Source organism: Frankia gtarii (genome assembly GCF_025403375.1).
GTDB classification, from domain to species: Bacteria; Actinomycetota; Actinomycetes; order Frankiales; family Frankiaceae; genus Frankia; species Frankia gtarii.
Genome location: NZ_JAMPTM010000541.1, coordinates 1 through 1,272, shown reverse-complemented (window position 1 = coordinate 1,272; position 1,272 = coordinate 1). Strand labels below are relative to the sequence as shown.

At 80.3% G+C, this 1,272-nt stretch carries 1 pseudogene; it reads right to left on the bottom strand.

The features are described from left to right. Positions 1-1,009 (bottom strand): annotated as a pseudogene (locus tag NBZ83_RS32190) (hypothetical protein); the annotation flags it as partial. Between the last annotated feature and the right edge of the window lie 263 nt (positions 1,010-1,272).

Below are 1,272 nucleotides of genomic sequence, written 5' to 3'. Positions count from 1 at the left end.
GCCCAGGACCGCCGGCGGGCGGCCCGACGGGGGCCGGTGCGTCCGGCCGGTACAGCGGCCGGACCGTCGTCATCGTCTCCTCGACCCGCCGCGTGGGCGGGCCGCCGGCTCGCATGCCAACCGGGGCGGCGTCCGGCGCGGCAGGGGCCCCCGGCCGCTCCGCACCCGTCGGGTCCCCCACCCTCGCGGGCGGGACGGGACGTTCCCTCGCCTGCGGCGCCGCGGGCGCGCGCCAGCCCGCCCCGGCTTCCCCGGCTCCGGTCTCACGGCGGCGGCGTCCTGTCGGCAGCGGCCCCGACAGAGGGTCGTCCCGGCCGGCGAGCGCCCCGGGGACGCCGGGCGGCGGAAGCGGGCGGACGAAGCTACCGGTGTCGGTCAGCGGGTTACGCCAGCCCGAACCATCGGCCGCACCGTCCTGGGCCTCCCAGGAGCGTTCCGGCCGAACGGTCGGCGTCGCGGTGGCAGCGGACCGGCCGCGACCGCCCGTGGGCTCCCGTCCGTTCTCGCCGACAGGTCCCGACGGGACCGGCGGCCCCACGCCGGCGCCGTGTCCCAGGCCAGAGCCCGAGCGACCGTAGATCACCCCGCCAGCGGGCGCCGCACCGGCCGGCGACGGCCCGCCAGGCGCCGAGCCACGCGTCCCGGGGTTACCCGAACGGCCGGCCCCCGGGGCCCCAGGGGCGGACTCCCGCGGGGTGGGGTAGGCATTCACCCCACCGAAGCCGCGCGGCGGCACCGAGGGGTACTCGGCGGCCTGTCCGTTTGTCCCCCGGCCGGCGCCCTGGGTCGGGTCGGCCGTGGGCGACACCGGCAGCCGCAGCCCCGGCGAGCTGTGGCCGTTCCAAGGATCTGTCTGCCGAGGGGCTGGCCGCCCGTTGGCCGACCCGGCGGGCATGGCGGCGGGCGGATTGGCTCCGCCGGGCGGCCCGTAGCCGTCGGGGCTGGTCCAGCCTGTGCCACCGCCGCCGGGCGCCGCCGGGCGGGCCGGGCGCGGGCCCGCACCGGTCACGCCGAAGCCGTCCGGCCCCACCCGCGACCCCGGCCCGGGGCGCGGCTCGGGCGCCCGCGTCGGCGCGAACGCCGCGCCGACCGACCCGCCGGCCGTTCCCGGTGGCGCGGGCGGGGCGGCGGCTGCGGGCGAGGAAAAGCCAGGGGATGCAGAAAAGCCAGGGGATGCAGAAAAGCCTGAGGACGTGGAAGGGCCCGAGGGTGCGACCGGCGGGTACGCGGTCTGCTGCGGTGCCAGCACCGGTTGGGGCGCCTGGGGATGGG